Source organism: Saccharopolyspora sp. (genome assembly GCF_017434145.1).
GTDB lineage: Bacteria > Actinomycetota > Actinomycetes > Mycobacteriales > Pseudonocardiaceae > Saccharopolyspora_C > Saccharopolyspora_C galaxeae.
This window is the reverse complement of the sequence record NZ_JAFRFW010000587.1, coordinates 1-3,976: the sequence shown is the minus strand read 5'-3', so window position 1 is coordinate 3,976 and position 3,976 is coordinate 1. Positions and strand designations below refer to the sequence as shown.

The following is a 3,976-nucleotide window of genomic DNA, read 5'->3' as shown; positions in this document are numbered from 1 at the left end:
CGTTACCCCCCAGCGCAATTACGATTCCCGGCATTTTCCTATCCTCTGAAGCCCAGCTTGCGCGCGTATGCCAATATCGCTTCGCTGAAGCATTCCATGGGAGGATGTACCGTGCCGGCGCCGATCTGGCCGCGGCCCGCACGCAGATGGGGTTCTCGCTCGGCTGGCACATCGTGATCGCCTGCTTCGGGGTGGGGATGCCCGCGATCACGCTCATCGCCGAATGGCGCGGTCACCGCTACGACGACCCCACCTACCGCCTGCTCGCGCACCGGTGGGCCAGGGCGATGGGTGTGCTGTTCGCCGTGGGAGCGGTCTCCGGCACCATCCTGAGCTTCGAGATGGGGTTGCTGTGGCCGGGGATGATGTACACCTACGGCGAAGTCATCGGGCTGCCGTTCACCCTCGAGGGCTTCGCGTTCTTCATCGAGGCGATCTTCCTCGGGATCTACCTGTACGCGTGGGACCGGTTGCCGCCCCGCGTGCACATGCTCACCGCCGTCCCGATCTGCATCGCCGGGGTCGCCTCGGCGTTCTTCGTGGTCACCGCGAACGCCTGGATGAACCAGCCGCGCGGGTTCGACGTCGACGACGGCCGGGTCGTGCAGGTCGACCCGTGGGCGGCGATGTTCAACCCGGCCGCCTGGCCGCAGACCGTGCACATGATCATCGCCGCGTTCATGGTGGCGGGTTTCGGCATGGCCGCCGTCTACGCGGTGGCGATCCTGCGCGGCCGCAACGACCGCTACCACCGGCTGGGTTTCCGGCTGCCGTTCACCGTGGGCGCCGTGCTCGCCCCGGTGCAGATCGGAGTCGGTGACTGGGCGGCGAAGTTCCTCGCGACGAACCAGCCCGCGAAGCTCGCCGCGATCGAGGGCGTGTACCGCACGGCCAGCGGAGTCCCGCTGCACGTCGGCGGGGTCTACCGCGACGGCGAGATGCACTACGCGCTGGAGATCCCCGACGGGCTGTCGCTGCTGGCGCACTGGGATCCGGGCGCCACGATCATCGGGCTCGCGGAGTTCCCAGCGGCCGACCGCCCGCCGGTCAACATCGTGCACTGGTCGTTCCAGATCATGGTGGCGATCGGGTTCGCGCTGCTGGCGCTCGGGGTCTGGTTCGCGATCACGTGGTGGCGGCGCCGGAACCTGCCGCGTTCGAGCTGGTTCTTCGCGGGCGCGGCCCTCGCCGGGGTGGCCGCCCCGATCGCGGTGGAATCCGGGTGGATCACCACCGAGGTCGGCAGGCAGCCGTGGATCGTGTGGGGCCACATGCGCACCGAGGACGCCGTTTCGCCGGTGCCGGGTCTCGTGGTGGGGCTGCTGGCGGTGCTGGCGGTCTACCTGGTGCTCACGATCACCAGCGTGTACGTGCTGCGCAGGCTGGCGAAGGTGCCGCTCGGCCAGGACTCGGACGCGCCATGATCCTCGCGAACCTGCTGATCGGGACGATGTGGGTGGCGCTGACCGCCTACGTCCTGCTCGGTGGCGCCGACTTCGGCGCGGGCTGGTGGGCGCTGCTGACCGGCCGGAGCCGGTACGGCTCCCGGCAGCGGGAGCTGATCGACCACTCGATCGGTCCGGTGTGGGAGGCCAACCACGTGTGGCTGATCTTCGTGATCGTGCTCTGCTGGAGTGGGTTCCCCGCCGTGTTCGCCTCCGTCTCGTCCACCATGTACATCCCGTTGACGCTGGTGGCGCTGGGCATCATCGCGCGCGGTTCCGCCTTCGCGTTCCGCAAGGCCAGCACCGCGACCGCGCAGCGGCGCGCCTACGGCTCCGTGTTCGCGCTCTCGTCGGTGCTCACGCCGTTCTTCCTGGGCACCGTCGCCGGCGGGATCGCGTCCGGGCGCGCGTCGCTGGGCATCGCGCAGGGCGACATCATCACGAGCTGGATCAACCCGACCTCGATGCTGGGCGGGGTGCTGGCGGTCGCGGCCGCGGCGTATCTGGCCGCGGTCTACCTGTGCGCGGACGCGGTGCGCGAAGGCGCCGACGACCTCGCCACCGCGTTCCGCGCGAAGGCGCTGGTGACCGCGGCGGTCACCGGAGTCGTAGCGCTCGCGGGCATCGCCGTGCTGCACGCCGACGCGCCGGTGCTCTACCGGGGGCTGATCGGGCCCGGTCTGCCGATCATCATCGTCTCGGTCGTGACCGGGGTGGCCTCCTTGGCGCTGCTGCTGATCCGGCGCTACGTGGCCTGCCGGGTCGCGGCCGCGCTCGCGGTCACCGCACTGCTGTGGGGATGGGCGGTCGCGCAATATCCGCTGGTGCTGCTGCCGGACACCACGATCCGGATGGCCGCGGCGAACCCGTCGGTGCTGCTGGCGGCGCTGATCTCCTCGGCGGTGGGAGCGGTTCTGCTGGTGCCTTCGCTGCTGTGGATGTTCGTGCTGTTCCAGCGATCCCCGCGGCGGTCCCGGACCTGAGCGCTCAGGCCCGCGGAGTTAGCAGGTCCTGCAGCAAGGCGCCGTACCGGGACACCAGCTCACCGCGGTCGGCGGCCAGCAGCCGCTCGTCACCGACCACCAGCAGCCCGTACAACAGCCCCGCCAGCAGCGATCCCGCGAGCCGGGCGCGCAGGTCCGCGTCCGGCCCGGACAACCGGGCGCGCAGCGGTTCGACGAACGTGCCTTCGTGGGTGGCCTTGAGCCGGTCGGCGATGTGCGGTTCGTTGCTGCCGCGCAGCAGCGCCACGAACACGCCGCCGGACTCGTGCTGCAGGTCCAGCAGCAGCTCGACGAACTTCTCCCCGAGCTGTTCCAGCGGCACGTCCAGCAGCGGCTCGTCGTCCAGCGTCAGGTGCATGGTCTCCAGGAACAGCAGTTCCTTGCTGCCGAAGTGGCGGATCACCAGCGCCGGGTCGGCACCGGCCGCGGCCGCGATCTCCCGCACGGTGGTCCCGGCGAATCCGCGTTCCTGGAACAACCGGGTCGCGGCCGCGTGGATCGCCGCTGGCAGCGCGGTACCGGGTCGGGGCATGTCCGCCAGGCTAGGCGATCACCGGCCGCGCACGGCCGGGAGCCGCCGCGCCCCGCATGTTGCCGAGCCGAACGTTGGTGGGCCCGAACGTCGCCGCACCCGAGCGTCCGCACCCGAACGTCACTGCGCCGACCAGCCGCCGTCGGACGGCACCACCGCCCCGGAGATGTTCACCCCGTCATCGCTGAGCAGGAAGCTGATCGAGGCGGCGAGCTGCTGCGCGGTGGCGACCGACGGCATCAGCGCCACGAAATCGCGGACGCGCCCCCGCCCGAACTCGGACATCTCGCCGCTGCCGATGCCGCCGCCGATGCCGGTGGCGACACCACCGGGCGCGACCGCGTTGACCCGCACTCCCTGTGGCCCGTACATGAACGCCGCACTGCGCGTGATGCCGACGACGGCGTGCTTCGAGGCGGTGTAGGCGACGCCCGCGGCCGATCCGCGCAGCGCGGCTTCGGAGGCGACGTTGACGATCGAACCGCTCCCGGCCGCGAGCATCGCGGGCACGACCGCGCGGGTCAGCCGGAACACCCCGTCCACGTTGATCGCGAAGATCCGCTCCCAGACCTCGTCGGAGACTTCGTGGATCGGGCTGAAGTCGTCGACCACGCCCGCGACGTTGGCCAGCCCGTCGATCCGCTCGCCGGCGGCTTCCAGGATCCGCTCGGTGTGGCCGGGGTCGGTGAGGTCGGCCTGCACGGTCACCACGTCCGGCAGCTCGGCGATCTCGGCCAGCCGGTCGGCGGAGATGTCCACCGCGACCACTCGCCCGCCTTCCCTGGCCACCCGGGACGTGGTGGCCCTGCCGATGCCGGAACCGGCACCGGTGACGATCACGGTCCGGCCCTCGAAGCGGCCCGGCGTGATCCGTTCCTGCCAGGCGGGCCGGTCGTCCGGAACGTCCTCGTCCGGGATCGTGCCGCCGTTCGCACGCCGCACCAGGTCGTCTACGACGTCCTCGGGCAGGGCGCCCTGGCTGAGCTCGGCCAGCT

4 protein-coding genes are annotated in these 3,976 nt (G+C 71.1%); 2 read left to right on the top strand and 2 right to left on the bottom strand.

Annotated features, from left to right (window positions below; genetic code table 11):
* Positions 1–104: 104 nt before the first annotated feature.
* Both IJH84_RS16190 and IJH84_RS16185 read left to right on the top strand, forming a co-directional pair.
* The gene (locus IJH84_RS16190; RefSeq protein WP_295145888.1) at positions 105–1,424 is read left to right on the top strand and encodes a cytochrome ubiquinol oxidase subunit I; all 1,320 of its coding nucleotides are present in this window, start codon (positions 105–107) and stop codon (positions 1,422–1,424) included.
* Positions 1,421–2,428, top strand: coding sequence for a cytochrome d ubiquinol oxidase subunit II (locus tag IJH84_RS16185; protein ID WP_200070425.1), 1,008 nt, complete (start codon positions 1,421–1,423; stop codon positions 2,426–2,428). Before IJH84_RS16190 ends, IJH84_RS16185 begins: the two co-directional genes overlap by 4 nt.
* A gap of 4 nt (positions 2,429–2,432) precedes the next feature.
* Here IJH84_RS16185 and IJH84_RS16180 read toward each other — a convergent pair whose 3' ends face one another.
* Together IJH84_RS16180 and IJH84_RS16175 are read right to left on the bottom strand one after the other, a co-directional pair.
* Complete coding sequence (locus IJH84_RS16180) at positions 2,433–2,981, bottom strand: TetR/AcrR family transcriptional regulator (protein ID WP_200070426.1); 549 nt, start codon at positions 2,979–2,981, stop codon at positions 2,433–2,435.
* Positions 2,982–3,101: 120 nt separating this feature from the next.
* Positions 3,102–3,976 (bottom strand): SDR family NAD(P)-dependent oxidoreductase (locus IJH84_RS16175; RefSeq protein ID WP_295145887.1); only part of this gene is annotated, 875 nt, incomplete at its 5' end.

Excerpts from the sequence above, each read along its gene's own strand:
- IJH84_RS16190 (WP_295145888.1), top strand. The coding sequence starts at position 105 with ATGTACCGTGCCGGCGCCGATCTGGCCGCGGCCCGCACGCAGATGGGG.
- IJH84_RS16185 (WP_200070425.1), top strand. The coding sequence starts at position 1,421 with ATGATCCTCGCGAACCTGCTGATCGGGACGATGTGGGTGGCGCTGACC.
- IJH84_RS16180 (WP_200070426.1), bottom strand. The coding sequence starts at position 2,981 with ATGCCCCGACCCGGTACCGCGCTGCCAGCGGCGATCCACGCGGCCGCG.